General features: G+C 70.6%; 15 protein-coding genes. 8 read left to right on the forward strand and 7 right to left on the reverse strand.

All coding sequences use genetic code 11. The features are described from left to right. Positions 1–14: 14 nt before the first annotated feature. The gene (locus BC793_RS38755; protein ID WP_109601598.1) at positions 15–3,350 is read right to left on the reverse strand and encodes a bifunctional glycosyltransferase/CDP-glycerol:glycerophosphate glycerophosphotransferase; all 3,336 of its coding nucleotides are present in this window, start codon (positions 3,348–3,350) and stop codon (positions 15–17) included. Next, the gene (locus BC793_RS38760; RefSeq protein ID WP_428839535.1) at positions 3,343–5,526 is read right to left on the reverse strand and encodes a bifunctional glycosyltransferase/CDP-glycerol:glycerophosphate glycerophosphotransferase; all 2,184 of its coding nucleotides are present in this window, start codon (positions 5,524–5,526) and stop codon (positions 3,343–3,345) included. The genes BC793_RS38755 and BC793_RS38760 overlap by 8 nt, the downstream gene beginning before the upstream one ends. Before the next feature lie 227 nt (positions 5,527–5,753). Here BC793_RS38760 and BC793_RS38765 point away from each other — a divergent pair, with 227 nt between their 5' ends. Both BC793_RS38765 and BC793_RS49955 read left to right on the forward strand, forming a co-directional pair. Next, positions 5,754–6,242: an NUDIX hydrolase gene (locus BC793_RS38765; protein WP_109601600.1), complete on the forward strand. Its 489-nt coding sequence runs from the start codon at positions 5,754–5,756 to the stop codon at positions 6,240–6,242. 182 nt (positions 6,243–6,424) lie between these two features. Continuing rightward, positions 6,425–6,934, forward strand: coding sequence for a hypothetical protein (locus tag BC793_RS49955; protein WP_158319506.1), 510 nt, complete (start codon positions 6,425–6,427; stop codon positions 6,932–6,934). Positions 6,935–7,384: 450 nt separating this feature from the next. Here BC793_RS49955 and upp read toward each other — a convergent pair whose 3' ends face one another. Next, positions 7,385–8,017 (reverse strand): uracil phosphoribosyltransferase, encoded by a 633-nt coding sequence (gene upp / locus BC793_RS38775; RefSeq protein WP_109601602.1) that lies wholly within the window; start codon positions 8,015–8,017, stop codon positions 7,385–7,387. A 60-nt stretch (positions 8,018–8,077) separates the two neighbouring features. On the opposite strand from upp, the gene deoC reads away from it, so the two are divergent. The 6 genes from deoC to BC793_RS38805 all read left to right on the forward strand — a co-directional run bounded on the left by deoC (position 8,078) and on the right by BC793_RS38805 (position 15,586). Then, entirely contained in the window at positions 8,078–9,007 is a 930-nt protein-coding gene (gene deoC / locus BC793_RS38780) for a deoxyribose-phosphate aldolase (protein ID WP_109601603.1), read from the forward strand. A gap of 54 nt (positions 9,008–9,061) precedes the next feature. After that, positions 9,062–10,486 (forward strand): aldehyde dehydrogenase family protein, encoded by a 1,425-nt coding sequence (locus BC793_RS38785; protein ID WP_109601604.1) that lies wholly within the window; start codon positions 9,062–9,064, stop codon positions 10,484–10,486. Between the two features lie 4 nt (positions 10,487–10,490). Beyond that, positions 10,491–11,318 carry an aldehyde dehydrogenase family protein gene (locus BC793_RS38790; RefSeq protein ID WP_109601605.1) on the forward strand — a complete coding sequence of 276 codons (828 nt, stop codon included), beginning with the start codon at positions 10,491–10,493 and terminating at the stop codon, positions 11,316–11,318. A 93-nt stretch (positions 11,319–11,411) separates the two neighbouring features. Then, positions 11,412–12,275 (forward strand): DNA primase, encoded by an 864-nt coding sequence (locus BC793_RS38795; RefSeq protein ID WP_109601606.1) that lies wholly within the window; start codon positions 11,412–11,414, stop codon positions 12,273–12,275. 64 nt (positions 12,276–12,339) lie between these two features. Next, entirely contained in the window at positions 12,340–14,808 is a 2,469-nt protein-coding gene (locus BC793_RS38800) for a transposase (RefSeq protein ID WP_239170513.1), read from the forward strand. A gap of 73 nt (positions 14,809–14,881) precedes the next feature. Continuing rightward, entirely contained in the window at positions 14,882–15,586 is a 705-nt protein-coding gene (locus BC793_RS38805; protein WP_109601607.1) for an HAD family hydrolase, read from the forward strand. A 141-nt stretch (positions 15,587–15,727) separates the two neighbouring features. On the opposite strand, the gene BC793_RS38810 is transcribed toward BC793_RS38805, so the two are convergent. The 4 genes from BC793_RS38810 to BC793_RS38825 all read right to left on the reverse strand — a co-directional run bounded on the left by BC793_RS38810 (position 15,728) and on the right by BC793_RS38825 (position 20,670). Then, the gene (locus tag BC793_RS38810) at positions 15,728–16,315 is read right to left on the reverse strand and encodes a GTP-binding protein (protein ID WP_043533378.1); all 588 of its coding nucleotides are present in this window, start codon (positions 16,313–16,315) and stop codon (positions 15,728–15,730) included. Between the two features lies 1 nt (position 16,316). Continuing rightward, positions 16,317–16,697: a DUF742 domain-containing protein gene (locus BC793_RS38815; protein ID WP_109601659.1), complete on the reverse strand. Its 381-nt coding sequence runs from the start codon at positions 16,695–16,697 to the stop codon at positions 16,317–16,319. Between the two features lie 131 nt (positions 16,698–16,828). Then, complete coding sequence (locus tag BC793_RS38820; protein ID WP_067706828.1) at positions 16,829–17,233, reverse strand: roadblock/LC7 domain-containing protein; 405 nt, start codon at positions 17,231–17,233, stop codon at positions 16,829–16,831. Then, positions 17,230–20,670, reverse strand: coding sequence for a sensor histidine kinase (locus tag BC793_RS38825; protein WP_109601660.1), 3,441 nt, complete (start codon positions 20,668–20,670; stop codon positions 17,230–17,232). Before BC793_RS38825 ends, BC793_RS38820 begins: the two co-directional genes overlap by 4 nt. Positions 20,671–21,009 lie beyond the last annotated feature (339 nt).

A 21,009-nucleotide genomic window follows, 5' to 3' on the forward strand; every position in this document is an offset into this window, starting at 1 on the left:
CGAACGATAGTTGCTCAACGCCCGGCCGCCATCATCCAGTCGACGAGCTTTGCCGCCGCGCCGCCCTCGCCACCGGCGCCGTGCGTCGCCGCGAAGGCCTCCGCACGGTGACGGTATTCGGCGACGATCGCCGGAATGTCCTGCAATGCCGCGGCGACCTCCGAGGACTCCCGCAGCAGCGGGCCCGGGGCCTCCCGCTCCAGGTCCACGTTGAGACCCGGGGAGCCCTCGAACTCCTCCAGGTCCGGCACGTAGAGCAGAGCCGGCCGGCCGGTGCTGGCGTAGTCGGCGAGCAGCGCCGAATAGTCGGTGACCAGCATGTCCGTGGCGAGCAGGAGTTCACTCACCTGGGGGTACGCGGTCACGTCGAGGACGCCGTCGACCTGGCCCATCACGTCGTCCGGAACGCCGGGATGGCGGCGCACCAGGAGCCGGTGGTCCGGCGGCAGGGCGGTGGCGACGCCGAGCAGGTCCAGCAGCCGGCCCGGGTCACTGGCTCCGCGCCGGCGCAGGTCCGAGGGGCGGCGGGTCGGCGCGTACAGGACCAGGCTGGTCTTCTCCGGCAGCCCGAGCAGCTGGAGCACGTGGGCCTTCGCGGCGTCCCGGTCGATCGAGGAAAGCAGATCGTTGGCGGGCCGGCCGTATTCGAGCACCGTTCCGTCGAAGCCGAACTCCTCGCGCAGCACCGGGGTGGCGGTGAGGCTCGGTGAGGCCACCGCCGTCCACGACGCCGCGTCCGAGCGCAGCTGGTCGATCAGGGTCTGGCCGAGCGGGTGCGCACTGGCGAGGGCACCGGACCGGGCCACCGGCCAGCCACCGGCCAGCCGCAGCACCACCTGCTCGGGCGACGGCCGGAACCAGAGCGGCAGGTTGTCGTTGGTGACCACCCACCGGCTGGTGGCCAGCGCCGCATACCAGGCCTCGGAGCCGAGCGAGACCGCCTCGACGCCGTCCGGCAGCGGCTGGCCACGGTCGACGGTCCAGAGCACCGGCGGCGCGTCCGGCCGGGACCGCAGCTCGGCGAGCAGGGCGGCCGGGTCGTCGAAGAAGCGGCGTCCCGGTGCGGCGTCGAGCAGCACCACGTCGCGCAGGTCCGGCCGTCCGGAGGCGGGGAAGTACCGCTTCAGCAGCCGGGAGTGCTCCTCCGGGCCGGTCTCCGGGACGATCAGGTCGAGCACCGCGCGGTCGTTCGGGCCACCGCGCATGCGGCCCCGCACGCCGTCGTTCTCCGGCCCCTCGAGCGGCAGTGCGGCCAGCACCGCGGCGTCGAAGGCCAGCGGCGTCGTCGTCTCGTGACGGTTGCCGGGCGCCCGGAACGTCAGGTCCCAGGTGCCGGCGACCAGCGGCAGCCGGCCGGCGAGGGTCGGCACCCCGGCCGGGTCGACGGCCACCTCCCAGCGCCCGTCCACCACCTTCAGCGGCAGGCCCAGGTCCTTGCGCCGGCCGCGCAGGCGGAGCAGCAGCTGGCCCTCGGCGGGCACCGGGCTGTCGCCGCTGAACATCAGCACGCCGTCCGGCTGCCAGCGGATGTCGGTGACCACCGGGCCCTGCGGGCGGGTGGCGATGGAGACGGCGCGGTTGCTCTCGGCGACGGTGGTGAAGACCTCGTCGCTGCCGTACGGCGTACGCATGGCCCGGTATTCGTCACCGGCCATCAGGCGGACCGTCTCACCGGTCACCAGTTCCAGCAGGAAGCGCTGCCCGTAGTGGCCCTCGGCGTGGTTGTCGTCGCGCACGTTCAGCGCGATCCAGTCCAGCGGCACCCGGGCGGTGAACTCGTGCCCGTCCGCGCCGATCTCGGCCGCCACGGTGTGGGCGACGATGCCCGCGGCCCGGCACAGCCGGACCTGGGCGCTGTCCCGTCGCTCGCGCAGCCGGCCCACCAGGACCAGGTCGTCGCCGTCCCGGTGGGTCCCGGTGAGCCAGCCGTCCGCCTTGATCACGGAGACCCGCAGGTCGCTCTTGGCCGCGAACGGCATCACCCAGACGCCGGGTGCCACCGGGATCCGGGGCATCGGCTCGGTCCACTCCGGGGGGACCCGGACCACGGTCTTGCGCAGTTGCAGGCCCTGCGTCACGGCGGCCGCGATGGTCCACTGCCCGGGCTGCCAGGAGCTGCCGGACCGCAGCGACTCGGGCTTCAGCCGGAGCACGAAGCCACCGGGCTGCGAGCGCGACCAGATCGGGATCCGGCGGCCCTCGGCCGGGTTGCTGGCCCAGAACACCTTCAGCCGACCGGTCCGGCTGGTCGGCGCCGCCGGCGAACCGAGCGAGCCGGCCAGCACGAGCTTGCCGCTCTCCCAGGTGATCGAGCGGACGACCGCCTCCACGTGGGACGCCTTGACCGGCTTGGCGTTGAGCCGGTAGCCGTGGTCGATGAGTTCGATCAGGTCGTCGAAACGGCCCTGGTTGATCAGCTTCCAGTGCGGGCGGATCTCGGCCGGCAGTTCCCCGATCACCGCGGGGTCGACCTGCTTCAGGTACGCCCGGGACAGCTCCATGAACGTCGACTGGAACTCCGGGGTCGCCGACGGCAGGAACTTGAAGTAGTTGCTGAGCTGGTCCTGAATGGACAGCCGCAGGAAGGCCTGCCGCAACTCCTTCTTGCCGGCCCGGTCGAGGGCCTCCGCGGCCAGATCGATCGAGTGGAAGCGGTCCACCAGGTTGCGCAGGTCACCACCGGACTGGGTGATCGACCGTACGGCGCCCTCCCGCAACCGCCAGAAGTAGATCGTCCCGGCGACCACCGCCACCTTGTTCGCCAGCGCGTGCGCGGGAACGGTGACGGGGGCGTCCTCGTAGAGCCGGCCGACCGGGAACTCGAAACCGTGCCGGTCGTAGAAGCTCCGGCGGAACAGCTTGTTCCAGATCGTGCGGTCGGCCAGCAGGGAGCGCCGGGTGGAGACGTGGGCGTCCAGCTTGGTCCTGGTGATGGCGGTCTTGTGCGGGGCGCCGCGGTGCGTGCCCCGCGAGGTGAGCCGCACGACGCCGCCGGTGGCGAAGTCGGCACCGTCCTCCAGGGCGCCGACCAGCAGCTCGTACGCGTGCGCGGCGAGCAGGTCGTCACTGTCCACGAAGGCCAGGAACTCGCCGTTCGCGGCCGGCAGACCGGCGTTGCGGGCCGCGCTGAGACCGGCGTTGGCCTGCCGGATCAGCTGGAAGCGCCGGTCCGCCGCGACATACTCCTCGGCGATCGCCGGCGAGCCGTCGGTGGAGCCGTCGTCGACCAGGATGACCTGGAGGTCGGTGTAGGTCTGGGCGCGCAGCGAGTCCAGGCAGTCACGCAGGAAGGGTTCGACGTTGTAGATCGGCACGATCACACTGACCAGGCCGGGTACCAGCTCAGACAAGAGGTTCCCCCAGGAAGACGCGCCGGACGACCCGTTCGGCGGCGTGACCGTCCTCCAGGGAGCAGAACCGCTCCCGGAAACGGCCGCGGGCCTGCCGGGCGGCCTCGTCGTCGATCGCACCGCTACGGAACGCCTCGACGAGCGCGTCGAAGGTGCGGACGAACGTGCCGGGATGGCCGGCTTCCAGATCGAAGGAGACACCGCGCACCGCTTTGTAGACCTCCCAGTCCGGCGCGAAGATGACCAGCGGCCGGTCGAGTACCGCGTAGTCGAACATGACGGACGAGAAGTCGGTGATCAGCGCGTCGGACGCGATGGCCAGCGTCTCGACCGACGGGAAGCCGGACACGTCGAGCACCCGGGGGTGCCGCGGCGGGAAGCCGATCGAGTCGTAGAAGTAGTGGCCGCGCAGCAGGATCCGGACGTTCGGGCCGAGCGCCTCGGCCAGCTCGTCGACGTCCAGCGGCGGGGTGAAGACGGAGTGCCACTCCCGGTGCGTCGGTGCGTAGAGCACGACCTGCTCGTCGGCGCCCAGGCCCAGTTCGGCCCGCGCCGCGGCGACGTCGTCCGGGCCGGCCAGCGCGAGCCGGTCGTTACGCGGGTACCCGGTCTCCAGGGTCTCCCCCTTGATCGGGAACTGACGGTCCCAGAGCAGCGTGGTGTGCCGGTTCGCGGTGATGCTGAAGTCCCACTTGGCGAGGTTCAGCCGCATCCGCTCGGGGTTGAAGTTGCCCAGGGAGGCGGGGAAGCGCGGCTGGTCGAGGCCCATGGTCTTGAGCGGGGTCCCGTGGTGGGTCTGCACCTGGATCGCGTCCGGCCGCTTCACCACGTCCGGCGGGAACGTGGCGTTATTGATCATGTACTTGGCCCGGGCGATCGTCCGGTAGTACTCCTTGGTGCCGGGGTGGACCGTCGCCACGCCCTCCGGCACCGCACGCGCACCCGGCTTGACCACCCAGACGCCGCGGACGTGCGGGGCCAGCTCCCTGGCCTTCTCGTAGATGGCGGCCGGGTTGCAGGCGTATCCGCGGTACCAGTACGCCGCGTACACCGCCAGGTTCTCGTCGATCGGGAGCCGCAGCTGCTGCTTGTAGTAACGCAGCAGGTTCGCCTTGCGCAGCGTCGACTTGGCCTTGCCGGCCGCGCCGCGCGCCTTGCCGACCACCCCGCCGGCCGCGCCCCGCCCGCCGCGCAGCATGCGGTAGGCCGCGTACGAGTCGGAGGCGAGCAGCTTGAGCCGCAGGCCGCCGAGACCACCCGGGCGCGCGGACACCCGCTTCTCGTGCTTGCGCAGCAGCCCGGAGATCTCGGTGAACATCGCGCGCCTGGCCTTCTCCGGCACCCGCGATCCGTTCTCCATGATCGCGAGCAGCTCGTTGACGGCACGGTTGAGCACCCGGCGGCGGGTCTTCGGGTCGGCCTGCTCCACAGCGGACAGGCTCAGCGCCCGGTCCCACTGGCGCACCGCCTCGACGTGCCGCTTCGACTTACCGCGCAGCGAGCCCTGGCGGTCCATCCGGTGGATGTAGCAGGGCGGTTCCAGCGTGGCCACGTTGTCGGTCGCGGCGAGCACCGCGTAACCGAAGGCGAGATCCTCATACCACTCGGACTCGAACCGGATGCCGGCGTCGATCAGGAACTGCCGGCGCACCACCAGGCCACCCACCGGCGGCGGCGCGACCGTGAGCGCCTCCGCACCGGTCCGCGCCTTCTTCGGCGTCACGAACCGGGTCACCTTACGGTTCCAGCGCTCCCGCGCGACCCCGACCAGCAGCACGTCGGGCTTCTCCTCGAGGAGTCGCGCCTCGACCGCCGCCAGGGCACCCGGAGCGATCCGGTCGTCGCCGTCGACGAACCACACATACTCACCGGTCGCCCGGTCCAGCCCGGCGTTGCGCGCGGCACCCGGACCCACGTTGGCCGGCAGGTGGAGCGCGACGACCCGGGGGTCAGCGGCGGCACGCTCGTCGATCACCTGGCCACTGTGATCGGTTGAGGCGTCGTCGACCGCCACGACCTCTACGCCCTCGACGGCTTGCTGGCGCAGAATGGAATCCAGACATTCGTTCAGATAACCCTGCACTTGCCACGCAGGCACGACTAAACTGGTCAAGTTCGGCATAGGTGGACGCAGACCATCCGTGTGACGTCGTCGAGGAAGCGCCCACAGTATCATCGACGCCAACCGGGGCCGTCATTAAGATGACCATCTAACTTCGACCTCGCAGCGGCGGTGATGGGCTGCGCGGGCCGGCCTCTCCGCACCGATGGAACCGACCCTCCCGCGGCGGCGGCCACGAATGGACGAACGGTCTCGATTCCTCCGCCTCCCGGCTCTCGAGCCCTCCACCTGTCGGCTGACGCCGAGCCGTGCACATCCCCTTGTCAGGCTAGGGTGCATCGGTGCGAGCAGTCCTGGCAACCCTCGGATACGTCTTCTCACCCGACCGCAGTCGCATCCTGATGATCCGGCGGGACGCCCGGCCCGACGACCTCCACTACGGCTACTACAACGGTCTCGGCGGCAAGCTCGAGCCGGGTGAAGACGTGGTCAGCGGTCTGCGGCGGGAAATCCACGAGGAGGCCGGGATCGACTGCACCGACGTCGAGATGGCCGGGACGATCTCGTGGCCCGGTTTCGGCCGGGACGGTGAGAACTGGTTCGGCTTCCTCTTCCGGGTCACCGGGTGGACCGGCACCCCGCGCGAGACCAACGACGAGGGCAGCCTGCACTGGATCGGCGTCGACGAGGTGCTCTCCGGCAGCCTGCCGATGTGGGAGTCCGACCGCCACTTCCTGCCCCTGGTGTTCGCCGAGCGACCCGAGGTGTTCCACGGCGTCATGCCGTTCACTTCCGGCAAGGCTACCGGCTGGGACTTCACCACCGTCTAGAGAGCCTTCGGCGTCGAAGTCCGATTTGATTCCTCTGCCGAATCCCGGCACACCGTCTTCGCGAACTTCTCACCAGGTCGCAATGTGGGCCTCGGCTTCGGAAGCTCTCTGCGTCTTCGCCGACCTGGCCGGGTCACTCTTGGCAGTCTCTGGCCGCAGGCGCCCGCTTCAGGTGCACGCCGATGGCGGCCGTGCATGTGGTTGCGGTGGTCGGTGCCGGTTGCCGTCCGGTGGTTGGTGCTGGCCAGCGCCGGGATGCGGTGCGTGCGGTGGTCGGCGCCGGTTGCCGTCCGTGGTCGGTGCTTGCCAGCGCCGGGATGCGGTGCGTGCGGTGGTCGGTGCCGGTTGCCGTCCGGTGGTTGGTGCTTGCCAGCGGCGGGATGCGGTGCGTGCGGTGGTCGGCGCCGCTTGCCGTCCGGTGGTCGGTGCTTGCCAGCGGCGGGATGCCGTGCGTGCGGTGGTCGGCGCCGCCCGCGGTGGGCGGTTGGTCAGTGTTCGGTTCGGCGGTCGGTTGCCGGCAGCGCGACGGGCGCCGGGCAACGGCGACCAGCGCACACGATGGCGGTTTGTGTGCGCTCGTCACCGTCATGACAGGGATCAGCGCCCACGATCGGAGGATCGTGCGCTTCTACCGTCGTGATAGCGCTGATCAGCGCACACGTTCGCCGATTGTGTGCGCTGATCAGCGTTGAGGGCTTCGACCACCAGCACTGACGCGGTGGACGCTTGGCCTGCAGTGGCTGCGGGTGGTGGGTGGCGTTGGCGGGCTGGTGCGGCGCGGCGGGGGCTTGGCTAGCAGGCGACTGCAGACCTTGGGTGGCCCCGACAACCGGTAGCGACGCGGCGCGGCGCCTGGCTGGATCTGGAAAGCTTCCGGAGTCGGGGTCTGCGGCCTACATCGCGATCTTGTGGAGTTCCGCGATGACGGCGTGCCGGAACTCCACAAGATTACGGAAGGATGGCATCAGGCCCTGGCTCCGGAAACCCTCTGGAGGTACGCCCGGCGACGGCTCGCGGTGACCGTCGCACACGCCCGGCGGTCGCGCTGAAGGCCTGGAACCGGCAGCCCCCTCGCGCGGATGCCACGGGAGAGGGCTGGTGCGGTTGCGGGCCGATGGCTCGTACCGGAGCGGGGGGTTGATCTAGAAGCGGCGCATGCCGCCGAACTGGCGGTCGCCGGCGTCACCCAGGCCGGGCACGATGTAGGCCTTCTCGTTGAGGCCCTGGTCGATCGAGGCGGTGACCAGGCGCAGCGGCAGGCCCGAGACCTTGAGGCGCTCGACGCCCTCGGGGGCGGCCAGCACGCAGCAGACGATGATGTCGGTGCAGCCGCGGTCGGCGAGCAGGCGGCAGCAGTGCAGCAGCGAGCCGCCGGTGGCCAGCATCGGGTCGAGGACCAGCACCGGCTGCCCGGTCAGGTCGGCGGGCAGCGACTCCATGTACGCGCGGGGCTCGTGGGTCTCCTCGTCACGCGCCAGGCCGACGAAACCCATCGACGACTCGGGCAGCAGCGCGAGGGCGGCGTCGGCCATGCCGAGACCGGCCCGGAGCACCGGGACGATCAGCGGCGGGTTGGCGAGCCGGGTGCCCTCGGTGGGCGCGACCGGGGTCTCGATGGGGTACTTCTCGACGGCGAAGAGGCGGGCCGCCTCGTAGACCACCATGGTGGTCAGCTCGTGCAGCGAAGCGCGGAAGACACCGGAGTCGGTGTCGGTGCGGCGCATCGCGGTGAGCCGGGTCTGGGCCAGGGGGTGATCTACTACAAGGACGTCCACGGGCAACAACCTATCGTTCAACCAAGATCAACTGTCACAGGGTTGCGTAGAATCCCTTTCATGACTGTGACAGTGTCCGCCGCTCTGTCCGATCTCCGCTCGTTCCTGCACGGCCTGCCCGGGGTCGACAAGGTGGGCGTCGAGGCGCGGGCGGCGGCGCTCGCCACCCGGTCGATCAAGACGAGCGCCAAGGCCGAGGCCATCGACCTGGCCATCCGCATGGTCGACCTGACCACGCTGGAGGGCGCCGACACGCCCGGCAAGGTGCGTGCCCTGTGCGCCAAGGCCAGGCGCCCGGATCCGGCCGACCCCTCGTGCCCGCCGGTCGCCGCGATCTGCGTCTACCCGGCGATGGCCCGGGTCGCCGCCGCCGCCCTGGCCGGGTCGGGAGTCCACCTGGCCAGCGTGGCCACCGCCTTCCCGTCCGGCCAGGCACCGCTGGAGGTCAAGCTGGCCGACACCCGCGACGCGGTGGCCGCCGGCGCCGACGAGATCGACATGGTGATCAGCCGGGGCGCGTTCCTGGCCGGTGACTACACGAAGGTCTTCGACGAGATCGTGGCGGTCAAGGAGGCCTGCGGCGGCGCCCACCTCAAGGTCATCCTGGAGACCGGCGAGCTGGGCACCTACGACAACATCCGGCGGGCGTCCTGGCTGGCCATGCTGGCCGGCGCCGACTTCATCAAGACGTCCACCGGCAAGGTGGCGGTCAATGCGACGCTGCCGATCACGCTGGTGATGCTGGAGGCGGTCCGCGACTTCCGGGAGCGGCACGGCCGGATCATCGGGGTCAAACCGGCCGGAGGCATCAAGACCACCAAGGACGCCGTCAAGTATCTGGTGCTGATCAACGAGACCGTGGGCGACGACTGGCTCAGCCCCGACCGGTTCCGGTTCGGCGCCTCCTCGCTGCTCAACGACCTGCTCATGCAGCGCACCAAGCTCACCACCGGCCACTACGCCGGTCCGGATTACTTCACCCTGGACTGAGTTCCATCCTCGGCGGCTCCGCCGCGACACCCGATAACCCCGTTGGGAAGGGTCATGTTCGAGTACGCACCAGCGCCCGAGTCCCGATCCGTCGTCGAGATCGCCTCCTCCTACGGGTTGTTCATCGACGGCTCGTTCGACGGCGGCAAGGACGGCGACGTCTTCAAGACGGTCAACCCGGCCACCGAGGAGGTGCTCGCCGAGGTCGCCTCGGCCGGCCCGGAGGACGTCGACCGGGCGGTGGCCGCGGCCCGCCGCGCGTTCGGCACCTGGTCGGCGCTGCCCGGGGCGGAACGCGCCAAGTACCTGTTCCGGATCGCCCGGATCATCCAGGAGCGCTCCCGTGAGCTGGCGGTCCTGGAGTCGCTGGACAACGGCAAGCCGATCCGGGAGTCGCGCGACGTCGATCTTCCGCTGGTCGCGGCGCACTTCTTCTACTATGCGGGCTGGGCCGACAAGCTGGGTCATGCGGGGTTCGGCCCGGATCCCCGGCCGCTCGGCGTGGCCGCCCAGGTCATCCCGTGGAACTTCCCGCTGCTCATGCTCGCGTGGAAGGTCGCGCCCGCGCTGGCCACCGGTAACACCGTGGTGCTCAAGCCGGCCGAGACCACCCCGCTCTCCGCGCTCTTCTTCGCCGACGTGTGCCGCCAGGCCGAGCTGCCCGCCGGCGTGGTCAACATCGTCACCGGGGCCGGCGACACCGGGGCGTACCTGGTGGCCCACCCGGATGTGGACAAGGTCGCCTTCACCGGGTCGACCGAGGTGGGCCGGGAGATCGCCCGGAGCGTGTCCGGCACCGGCAAGCGGCTCACCCTGGAACTCGGCGGCAAGGCGGCGAACATCGTGTTCGACGACGCCCCGATCGACCAGGCCGTCGAGGGCATCGTCAACGGGATCTTCTTCAACCAGGGCCACGTCTGCTGCGCCGGGTCGCGCCTGCTGGTGCAGGAGTCCCTCTTCGAACCGTTGATGGACTCGCTGAAACGGCGGATGGCCACGCTGCGCGTCGGTGACCCGCTGGACAAGAACACCGACGTCGGCGCGATCAACTCGGCCGCACAGCTGACCCGCATCAGAGAATTGTCGGAAATCGGGTCCGTGGAGGGCGCCGAGCGCTGGTCACCGGAGTGTCAGCTGCCGGACCGGGGGTTCTGGTTCGCGCCGACGATCTTCACGGGCGTCACCCAGGCCCACCGGATCGCCCGGGAGGAGATCTTCGGGCCGGTGCTGTCGGTGCTGACCTTCCGTACGCCGGACGAGGCCGTCGCCAAGGCCAACAACACGCCGTACGGGCTGTCCGCCGGCATCTGGTCCGAGAAGGGCTCGCGCATCCTCGCCGTCGCCGATCAGCTCCGCGCCGGTGTGGTGTGGGCCAACACGTTCAACAAGTTCGACCCGGCGTCGCCGTTCGGCGGCTACAAGGAATCCGGCTACGGCCGGGAGGGTGGCCGGCACGGCCTGGAGGCGTACCTTGCCTAAGTCAGTGAAGTCTCCCGCCCCCGAGGCCGTCCGGCTCGCGGTGCGCAAGACGTACAAGCTCTACATCGGCGGCAAGTTCCCGCGCAGCGAGTCAGGACGGACGTTCGTGGCAGACGGCGACAACGTGGCCCTCGCCTCCCGCAAGGACGCCCGGGACGCGGTGCTCGCGGCCCGTGCCGCCCAGCCGAAATGGGCCGGCGCCACGGCGTACAACCGGGGCCAGGTGCTCTACCGGATCGCCGAGATGCTGGAGGCCCGCCGGGCCGAGTTCACCGCGCTGGGCGTGCCCGGCGACGAGGTGGACGCGGCCGTCGACCGCTGGGTCTGGTATGCCGGGTGGTCCGACAAGATCGCCCAGGTGGTCGGGGGCGCCAACCCGGTCGCCGGACCCTTCTTCAACATCTCCGCACCGGAACCGACCGGAGTCGTCGCCGTGGTGGCGCCGGCCTCGCTGCTCGGTCTGGTCAGTGTGGTCGCCCCGGCGATCGTGACCGGAAACACGACCGTGGTCCTCACCGCCGGCCCTCAGGTGGCGATCACCCTGGCCGAGGTGCTGGCCACCTCGGATGTGCCCGGCGGTGTGGTGAATCTGCTCACCGGGCGCTACGCCGAGACCGCGCCGTGGCTGGCCTCGCACGACGACGTGAACGCCCTCGACCTGACCGGCGTGGACCACCCCGGCCTGGCCGCCGAACTCGAGCGGGCGGCCGCCGGGACGCTGAAGAGGGTGATCCGCCCCCGAGCAGCGACGGACTTCACCGCCGACCCGGGTCTACGGCCCATGACGGCGCTGTTGGAGACGAAGACGGTGTGGCATCCGAAGGGCTACTGAGGCCACCGGGGACGCTGTCACACAGCGTTGCCGACTAGGGTGTGTGCCCAGAGTCACCACGTCCCAGCACTCCCAGATCACCCGGAGGTCACCGTGACCAGCCAGTCCGACGAGCCCGAGGCGTCCGCGCCGGTGGCGGAGAAGTCCTCGCCCGTGGGGTCTTCCGGGCGGGACCTTTGGGATCAAGTCCGCATCGAGCCGGTGGAGATCGCCCTGCCCGGCGGGGTGGGTCTGACCCTCCGGGCGTACCGGAAGGCGTCCGAGCTCGAGCCGACCGAGATCGAGATCGATGAGGACGACCCCTTCGAGGCCCGCAAGCGCCGCGCCGAGGAGGCCGAGGAAGAGGTCATCGTCGACGACGAGTACCAGGCCCTCCTCGCCGAGGGTGAGACCGGCGACGGCAAGAGCGAATCCGCCGAGGAGCCGGACCCGGCTGACTTCGAGGACGAGTCGGCCACCCAGGCGGACGACGAAGAAGTACCCATGTTCCTCAGCCACAAGGGCCGACTGCTCGCCTTCAAGAGCGCCGAATCGCTCGTCTCCTTCGTTCGTTCGGGTGCTCCCCACGATCTCGCACAATTGGACACCTGGGGTGACCTGGCCGAGCGGGTACAGTCGAGCGACATCGACCCGCAGCCGGAGGACCGCTACGAGTTGGACCTCGTGGTGGAGAACCTGCGCGGCGGTCACGACACCTGGGATCTCCCGCTGCTCATCAACGCCGGCGAGGTGGCCCGTGACCTCGGTTACGCGCTCCGCATCAAACCGGTGATCCTGGCATTGGCGCCGGGTTCGCCGCTCGACGACCTCGATGAGTCCCTCCGGACCGCGGAGAAGGGCGGTATGGGTGGATTCTTCGGACGTCGCCGGTTGAAGAAGATCGGGGCACAGCAGGCGAGTCTGGGCTGGCGCTCGGTGATCGGGAAGATCTCCGCCGCTGTGGACTGGCGTGACTGACCGACCACCAGGGAATATCAATCGTTGGCCACTGAGAAGCACCCCCGGGGAGGAGGACGACGCCGTGGCGCTCGTGCGCGTGTACTGCGGTCTGGCGTCGGCTGATGAATCGGTGCGTTCGGCCTCGGCCGCGCCACTGACCATCGCCGTGGTGGACGATGCGGGCCGGCTGCTCGGCGTCCACGAGATCAGCGACGACCCGGCCGGGTATGCCCTGCTGGGGACGCTGCTCGTGGAACGGACGACGGGCTTCAGCGACGCGGCGGTCGCCGCCGACAGCGACGATCACGTCGTCACCTCGCTGCTCACCGCGGCCGGGCGGCCGCTGGTGGTGGTCGACGACGACGACGCCGACGACTTCGCCGAGCGTTTCTCCGACGACGACTCCCCGGAGGAGATCTCCGCGCCCCTGGCCGCCCGGCGGGCCGTCGGCCTCGCCCGTGCCCTCCAGGCCGGCGCGATCGCCGCGGTGACCCTTCCGGCGCCACGGGAACTGGTCAGCTACAAGCCGGTCCTCGCGGCGCACGTGGCCATGCTGGTCGGGCGCAACTCGGCGGCCGTCGCGCTGCGTGAGGTGCTCCGTGAGCTGTACCCGGCCGCTCTCCGGGCCTACCCGGATCCCGCGCACCACCTGGCGCTGGCCGTTCTCGACGCGGTCCCCGAGCCCGGCCGGCTGACCGGCCGGGCCGGTGACCCGACGCAACTCCTCCGGGAGATCGCCGCCGAGCTGGCCCGTGCCGGCGCCGGCAGCGAGAGCGAGCTGATCGCCGCCGTCACCGCCCTGCACGTGGCGATCAGTGAGTCGCCGCGCCGGGGTGGCGTCAACAAGTCTCTCGCCCCGGCGGCCGCCGACGCGGTCCGCCAGGCGATCGCGGCCGTCCGCTCCTGCGACGCCGCCTGCTCCGCCCTGGTCGGCACACTGGCCGCCCGGGCCACCCCGCCGGGAGCGAGCTCCGGTGTCGGCCGGCGCAGCGCGCGCCGCGGCCCCGAGCCCACGCCGCTCCAGCCGGTGCCGAGCGATGACAACGGCTCCCGGTTCGGCCGTCGTGGCCGTCCCGAGCCGTCCTCGACCGGCAGCGGCCCGGCTGTGCCGCGCCCGATGACCGCACCGCCGGTCGCCCCGGATCCGATCGGGCCGCCGCCGATGGCCCCGGCCGCGGCGAACGGTCTGCCCACCCGTGGCGGCAGCCCGCTGAACCGGCCGGTGTCGGTTCCGCCCCCGCCGCCCGGCATGACGCCGATCACGCCCGGCTCCCGTCCGGTCCCGGCCTCGCGCAACCCGGCCGTCCCGTCCTCGGTGCAGCCGGCCGGATCCAGCCCGGCCGACGCCGGCGAGCCGTTCCGCCCGACGCTGTCGAACGCCGAGCTCACCCGGGCCCGGTCCGAGCGGCAGCGCACGGTCATCCCGCCGCGCCCGACCACCCGGCAGCCCGCCACCAACGGCTCGGCGTCCGGCCCCACCGACTTCAGTCTCCCGATGCCCACTCAGCGACCCGTACAGGAGATCGCGGAGCCGGGTTCCCGGGCCAACTGGCCGCTGCTCAACAGCGAGAAGGACGAGACCGCACGCCCCGAGCCGGCCGCGCGCGGTGAGTTGCCGTCCCGGTCCGACCTGCCGTCCCGCGGTGAGTTGCCGTCCCGGTCCGACCTGCCGTCCCGCGGTGAGCTGCCGTCCCGGTCCGAACTGTCGCCCCGGTCCGAGCTGTCGCCCCGGTCCGACCTGCCGTCCCGCGGTGAGCTGCCGTCCCGGTCCGACCTGCCGTCCCGCGGTGAGCTGCCGTCCCGGTCCGAGCTGTCGCCCCGGTCCGAGCTGCCGTCCCGGCCGACCTCGTCGCGCCCGGCGCCGTCGGCGGCCTCGGTCAGTTCACCGACCGGTGGCCGGGTCCGCCCGCCGTGGCAGGACAACCTGGAGGCTCCGGCCCCGCTGCCGAAGGAGCCGTCGCTGCGCCTGGTCGACCAGGCCAGGAACAGCAGCGGCCGGGCCCGCCTGCCCGGACTCGACCAGCTCGGTGGCACCCCGCCGCCGCGGCGCGTCGTCGACGACGAGCGCTCCTCCAGGATCACCGCGCTGGACCGCAGCACCGCACCGCCGGTCCCGTCCGACAGCAGCGACGGCGATCTGCTGATCTTCGCGGCGGCCCGATCGGCGTGGTTCACCGGCACCACCGAGTCCGACGGCGACGTCGACTGGGCCAACCCGAACGACAGTGGCTGGCGTGCCGCGCAGAAGGCGGCCACCCCGGCCATCGCCGCGGAGACCTCGGCCGGTCTGCCGAAGCGGGTACCTCAGGCCAACCTGGTGCCCGGCTCCCCGCTGCGTGAGGAGCGCCCCCTCCGGATCGTCCGGGACGCCGCCTCGATCGCCGCGCACACCACCGGCTACTTCCGTGGCTGGCGGCGCGGGCAGGAGATCGGTGGCTTCGCGATGGGCGGACGGCCGGGCCGCGAGGCCGCCGGCGGCTGGGACTTCAGCCGCGACGGCCAGCCCGCCGACGAGTACCGCAACGACAACGCGGGGTATGGCAGCCGCTGACCCCGATGTGCGACGACAGAAGGCCGTGACCTCCGGGTCGCGGCCTTCCGCACGCCCGGCCGATGATGTCGGGATGCGCGCGATCATCTTCGACTTCTTCGGGACGCTGACCGACCCCTCCGCGGAACTGTTGCGCAAGGAGACGATCCAGGCCACGGCGGCGGTGCTCGGCGTGGAACCGGAGCGCTTCTGGTCCGCCATGGCGTCGAGCTTCCCGCAGCGGATCGTGGGCGCCTACGGCGGCACCCGGGACACCCTCCGCGCGGTCGCCCGGCAGTGTGGGACCGATCCGGACGACGAACGCCTGGACCGGGCCGTGGCGACCCATCACGCGGGCGCTGAGCGGGTCCGTACGCCCCGTCCGGGTGTCCTTGCCATACTCGACCACCTCCGGGCGGAGGGCTACCTCCTGGGGCTCATCAGCGACTGTTCCAGTGAGCTGTACGAGGCCTGGCCGGAGACCGATTACGCGTCCCGCATCGACGCCCCGGTCTTCTCCTGGCGGGAGGGGCACCGCAAACCCGACCCCCGGCTGTACGCGACCGCCGCCGCCCGGCTGGGAGTGCCGGCCGCCGAGTGCTGGTTCGTCGGTGACGGCGGCAGCCGGGAACACCACGGCGCCCGCCGGGCCGGTATGCGCCCGGTCCTGGTGACCAATGCGGCCTATCCGGGCGCCGGCGGCCTGCGCACCGACCCCGACTCCTACCTGCCCGATCACCGCATCGACGAGGTCGACGACCTGATCCGCCTTCTGGGATCGAGCCATGACAACAAGTGATCACTCATATACGATGACAACCGGCCGGAAAGCGCGCGAAAGCCCCGTTCCGGCCAGCCGATGTCTCGACCGGACGAAGCGGGGCTTTCGACCGCCGTGCTACGAGCGGAGCGCCTGCTGAGGTGCGTGCTTACTGCTTGCTCAGGCCGGAGCCGTCGCGCGGGTCCGACGCATCGTCAGCACATACTCGACAAGCGAGATGAGGACGTTCTTCGTCGATTCGCGGTTACGGGCGTCGCAGCTCACGACGGGCACGTCGCTCGAGACCGCCAAGGCGTCCCGCACGTCCTGCGCGTTGTGGTATTGCATGCCGTCGAAGCAGTTTATGGCCACCAGGTATGGCAGCCGCCGGTGCTCGAAGAAGTCGATGGCGGCGAAGCAGTCGGCGAGCCGACGCGTGTCCACCATCACCACTGCACCGATGGCACCCCGGACCAGCTCGTCCCACATGAACCAGAACCGTGTCTGGCCAGGTGTTCCGAACAGGTAGAGGATCAGGTCCCGGTCGATGCTGATCCGGCCGAAGTCCATGGCCACGGTGGTGGTCATCTTGCCCGGCACCTGCCGGTTGTCGTCGACACCCACACCGGCCGAGGTCATGATCGCCTCGGTGGTCAGTGGGGTGATCTCCGAGACTGATCCCACCAGCGTCGTCTTGCCGACGCCGAAGCCACCGGCGATGACAATCTTCGCCGATGTCACGCGTCCCGCAGCGGGACGGTGCGACATGTCAGAGCCTGCGAAGTCCACTCAGCACCCTTTCCAGCAGTTCCGTGCCTACCGCGTCGGTCTCGTCGTCCAGCGAGGTGGGCTCGTACACCGCGACCAGGCCGTCAGTGGCCATGTCAGCGACGATGATTCGTGCCACACCGAGCGGCAGTTGCATGCGTGCGGCGATCTCGGCGAGCGACTGAACTCTGCCGCCGTCGCACATCGCCGCGATGTACTGATGCTCGCTTCCACCCTGTCCGCCGCGACTGATCCCAGAACGGCCGCGCACGGTTGTCTCGACCAGCGCTTCCAGCGCTATCTCAAGCTTCGGCCGGGTCCGACCGCGGGTCATGGCGTACGGCCTGACCAGCGCGCCAGTCGGCTCATCGCGTTCAGGCATCGTCACCGTCAACCCCTCCTTCGGCCCCTCGAAGTGTATTGGTTATCAAAGCTTTTACCAGTAGCCGGCTGAGCTTACTCGGGCCGCGAAACCCCAGACAAACGCCTGGATGTCCCCGGCCCACTACCGCTTCAGCCCAGCACCCCGGCCGCCGAACGCGGCGCGGGAGTCAGAGCCTCGCCCACCCGGTCGACCAGGAGGGCCATCTCGTAGCCGACCTGACCGACGTCGCAGCTGCGCGCCGCGAGCACCGCGAACGAGGAACCGTCGGAGATGGACATCAGGAACAGGAAACCGTTGTCCATCTCGACGACCGTCTGGAGGACGGCGCCACCCTCAAAGCATCGTGCGGCACCCTGCGTCAGGCTTACCAGGCCGGACGCGATGGCCGCCAACTGGTCGGCGCGGTCCCGGGGGAGGTCCCGCGATGACGCCAGGAGCAGCCCATCGGCGGAGACCGCGATCGCGTGCGCGACCCCGGGAACGCGGTCGGCGAAGTTGGCCAGCAGCCAACCCAGATCCTGCGTAGATGTCATGCCTCATGCTCCTTGCCAGCCTGCGAGGGCTGCTGCCCTCCCGGAGTGTCCTCCAGGTTGGTCGATTGTTCCTTGGTGCGACCGCGCTGGACGCCACGGTGGTACGCGGAGAGTAGCCCGCGAACCCCCTCAGGCGTACGGCGCTGGACGGAGTTACCGCCCCGGTCGACACCACCGGGGACGAGTTGAGCCATCGGCGTGCGCTTCGGAAGGCCAGCCGTGGTGGTGACCTCGACCGGCGCCTCGGCAGCCGCGCGGGCCGCCTGCCAGCCGTCGTCAGCCGCGGTCCGCCATGGGTTCGCCGCGGGTGCGCCACCATTGCTGTAACCCGCCGCCGCCGCGGCCGGAGCACCAACAGTAGCCGGGTCGAGGTTGCGGGTCTCGGGCGAAACCTGCTGCGGCACACCCGAGGTACGGACCGGTTCCCCGGTCGGGATGCGCTGCGAGACGACCGATTCCTCGCCGGCACCGGAGATCCTGGGGCCGGCCACGGGGGCGTCGTTCGTCGTGATGAACCACGCCGACTCCAGCTCCCGGAAGATCGGCAGCTCCATGGTCTCGTCCGCGAACGGGACCGCACCCTCCCGGGCCGAGGCCATCTGGGCCGCGGCGGTGGCCTGCGCCTCCGCCGGGTCCGGGCTGGCCGGCAGGGCGGACACCGGCGAGACCGGTGCCGTCTGCGGGTTGACCGGCCGGGCCACCTGCGGCTGCACCTCGAAGTTCTCCGGGCGGAACCGCGGGATCTCGGCAGTCATGTCGAGCGCGGCGGCCAGGTTCTCCGGGACGTGCGGGGTGGCGGGCTCGCGGTCCGCGGCGACCGGCGGCCAGGCCGGCGGTGCCGAGGCATACGAGTTGCGCTGGTCGAGCGGCGATCCGGAGGTCGGGGAGGCCGACACCGGTTCGATCGGGCCGGAGGAGTACGGCGAGGCCGACACCGGCGGAGCGGGCGACACCGGAGGCGCCGAGATCGGCGGAACCGGGGGCGCCGACACCGGCGGCATGAACGTGTTCCGTCCCTGGCTCTCCGGGTTGGCCGGGAGCTGACGCGGAATCGTCGTACCGAAGCCGTTGATGTCGTTGTCCGGGCGGAATTCTCCGCCGTTGCGGCGCTGGGCCAGCTCGTCGAGACCGGCGAAGCCCTGCGGGCCGGACGGCAGCGGCGGGATGACCTCGTTGCTGCGCGGCCCGTGGAACCCGTTGGCCGAGCCGTTGCCGTTGCCGTTGAAGCCACCGCCGTTGAACCCACCGAAGCCGGCCGGAGCCGCACCGGTGAGGTCGGACCACGCCGGGACCGCGCCGTTGTAACCGTTCGACCCGTTCGAGCCGTTCGAGCCGTTGGAACCCGGGTAGCCGCTCTCCAGAGCCAGCGGCTCACCGAGGCCCGGCAGGCCGGAGCCCGGGCCGCCGTCGAACGCGCCACGTCCCGGGAGACCGTGGACCTGCGCGGAAGCCGTGGCGGCCAGGACGGAGACGGGCAGGCCCACCTCGGCGACGGTGCCGCGCTCGCGGTCCGCGGGCCGGAGTTCGACCCGGACCGCGTGCCGGTTCGCCAGCCGGGCGACCACGACGAGGCCCATCATCCGGGAGACGGCCACGTCCACCGTCGGCGGGTTCGCGAGCCGCTCGTTGAGGTCGCGGAGCTGCTCACGGCTGATGCCGATGCCGTGGTCCTCGACCGTGAGGATGGCGTTCTCACCGACGCGCCGGGCCTCGACCAGAACGTTGGAGTTCGGCGGGGAGAAGGCGGTCGCGTTGTCGAAGAGCTCGGCGACCAGGTGGACCATGTCGTTCACGGCGTGTGCCGCGACCTCGATGTCCCGGTCGATCATGCCGAACTCGATGCGGGTGTAGTGCTCGACCTCGGACTGCGCGGCACGCAGCACGTCGATCAGAGCGGCCGGCTCACGCTGGACACGGGTCGAGTCGGCACCGGCGAGGACCAGGAGGTTCTCGTCGTTACGCCGCATTCGGGTGGCCAGGTGGTCGAGCTGGAAGAGCTCGGCCAGACGGTCCGGGTCCTCCTCGCCGCGCTCCAGGCGGTCCAGGTGACCGATGAGCCGGTCGACCAGGATCTGGGAACGGCGGGCGAGGTTGACGAACATCGTCGCGACGGAGGCACGGAGTGCGGCCTGCTCGGCCGCGGTCCGGACCGCCTCGAGGTGAACCGCGTTGAACGCCTCGGTCACCTGCCCGAACTCGTCCCGGCTGCGCACCGGGAGAGGCTCGGCGATCTGGTCGGCGACCTGCGCCGGGGTGAGTGACGCGGAGAGCGCCGGGTCACGCAGCCGGCTCACCGCGTGCGGCAGGCCGAACTGGGCGACGGCGAGCGCACCCTGACGCAGCTCACGCAGCGAACGGGCCATCGACCGGGCGACCAACCACGCGAAGAGGATGGCCAGCAGGAGCATGCCGAGCAGAAGACTGGTCTCCAGGAAGACGTCCTGGTTGGTCTCGTCCCGCAGCTCGGTGGCGTCGGCCACGATCTTCTTGTCGAACTCCACCTCGACCTGCCGGAACAGGTCGTTGTAGCCGGCCAGCGCCTCCTCCCATTGGGCGGAGTTGAACGGCAGCGGGTCGGTGCCCTGCGTGGGGCGGAAGTCCAGCGGCTGGGTGTAGTTCTCCGCCGCCTGTCGCTTCTCACCGCTCACGGTCTTGCCGAAGTAGTCGACCTCTTCGCTGGTACCCACCGCGTCGAGGGTCTTCACCGCCAGCTCGTAACCGGTCACGGTCTCGAGCAGATCCCGGCGGTGGGTGTTGTCGAACTTCTGGTCGGCGACCATCTGCTGACCCAGGTAGCGCTGCTGGGCGATGTAGTCCTTCGCCCGGGCGACCGCGGCCACCACCCGGAGGTGATCGCTCAGCTCCTGGTTGTTGGCCAGCTGCGCGGAGACGTCGCGGACCTGGAGAAGGTCCTCGACGAGCCGGTTGTAGGTGTTGAGGACGTTGGACTCGTCCTCGTCGCCCTTGGCGACCCGGCTGCGGAAGGCCGGAAGGTCCTCGATGTTGCGGTCCAGGCGCAGAAGCACCTGGGTCACATTGTCCGGAACGTCCTCGAGAGCGCCCTTCTGCTGAAGGTACGGCTCCTTGGCGTCGTCGACCTCGGGGTGCTCGTCGTTGTACAGCTTGACGGCGGACTTGAAGGTCTCGCCGTTCTTCGGGCTGTTGGCGATCATCACGCCGTAGGTCCGCTCGGCCTGCAGGTGGTCGACCAGACCACCGGCGGCCTCGGACAGCACCGAGAGGGTGCGCGCGCGCTCCGCGTTACTGGCTTCGTCGATGTGGTCCACGAGGCCGTTGACACCGACGACGATCGTTGCCACCGTCGGCACCAGCATGATCAGGCCAAGTTTGGACCAGATCGGTAGGTCTCGGAGCCGACCCGCAGGTCGGCTGAGACGCGACATGACGCCATTCGCGCTGTTGGGGCGCTTGCTCACGTCACCGTCCTCCTGATTCGGGCCCGGCATTCGGCTCGCCAGGCACCGCACACGGCCGACTCGCCGACGTCGGGCCCCCGAGATTCCATCACGACAAGTGTCAAAGAGAAAGAGCAGGCGGACACGGACCGGTTGTGTGACGCGATGTTGCAACCTCGTAGTTGGACATCGCCGGTCTGAATATCACTGCCTGTGGTGCAGCACATCTCTCAAGGTCACTCACTCGATCGGCGCAGCATTGGGGGGTGGGTGCAGGCCGATCGGGTCCCGATCGTAGTCGATCGCGATAGAAGTGACGATGACTCGGTTCCCCGCGATCGGCAAGGCGAGGTGCCAGAG

The sequence above is a fragment of the Actinoplanes xinjiangensis genome, assembly GCF_003148685.1.
Taxonomy (GTDB): Bacteria; Actinomycetota; Actinomycetes; order Mycobacteriales; family Micromonosporaceae; genus Actinoplanes; species Actinoplanes xinjiangensis.